Genomic DNA, 798 nt, shown 5'->3' with positions numbered 1-798 from the left:
CTGCAAGCCCGCCATGCTCCACGCCTGCATGGAAGCCACCGGTCCCTGTGGCGACGAACTCGCCCTTTTCCTCGACACCCACATCGGCAAACTCAGCGTCGAGCAACCCCGCCGAATCAAGGGCTACGCTCACTGCCGCATGATGCGCTCTAAGTCCGATCCGGCCGACGCCCGCATGATCGCTCACTATTGCGCCACTCAGAAGCCAAGAGCCTGGAAACGCCCCAGCGAAGGGCAATTGCACCTACGCGCCGCTTCCCGGCGTCGTGAAAGCCTACTCGCCCAGCATCAGGCAGAAAAGAATCGGCTTGAGCAAACCTCAGACCGCTTTGTGCGCAAAGATATCTGCGCTCACCTGCGCCATCTCGAAACGCGCATCACCTCCATCGAGAAAGAAATCCGTAGCCTGACCCAAGCCGATGAGAAACTCGCCCAAACGATCAAGTTGCTGACCACCATCGGGGGAATCGGTGTCACCTCAGGAACTAGCATCCTTGCCGAAATTCCACCCATCGAGGACCTTGAGGACGCCCGCCAGCTTGCTGCCTACGCAGGAGTGACACCGCGTCATCATCAGAGCGGTACAAGCGGATCGACGCACACACCGATGAGCAAGAACGGCTCTTCGCGGCTACGCAAAGCGCTCTTCTATCCAGCCATGAGCGCCATGCGATACAATCCAGCCTGCAAGGCCTTTGCAGACCGACTCCGAGCCAAGGGCAAGAAGTCGATTGTGATTATCGGCGCTATCATGACCAAGCTTCTTCACTTGATCTTCGGTGTCCTCAGATCCGGAAA

General features: G+C 58.3%; 1 protein-coding gene. It reads left to right on the top strand.

Features of this window, described 5'->3' with window-relative positions; translation table 11 throughout:
* Positions 1 to 13: 13 nt before the first annotated feature.
* Positions 14 to 798: IS110 family RNA-guided transposase (locus JIN81_RS18775; RefSeq protein WP_200283619.1), on the top strand; the 785-nt coding region annotated here is incomplete at its 3' end.

It is taken from the genome of Haloferula rosea (assembly GCF_016595525.1).
GTDB lineage: Bacteria > Verrucomicrobiota > Verrucomicrobiia > Verrucomicrobiales > Akkermansiaceae > Haloferula > Haloferula rosea.
The sequence above is the reverse complement of the archived record's forward strand: the minus strand, read 5'-3'. Positions and strand labels throughout refer to the sequence as shown.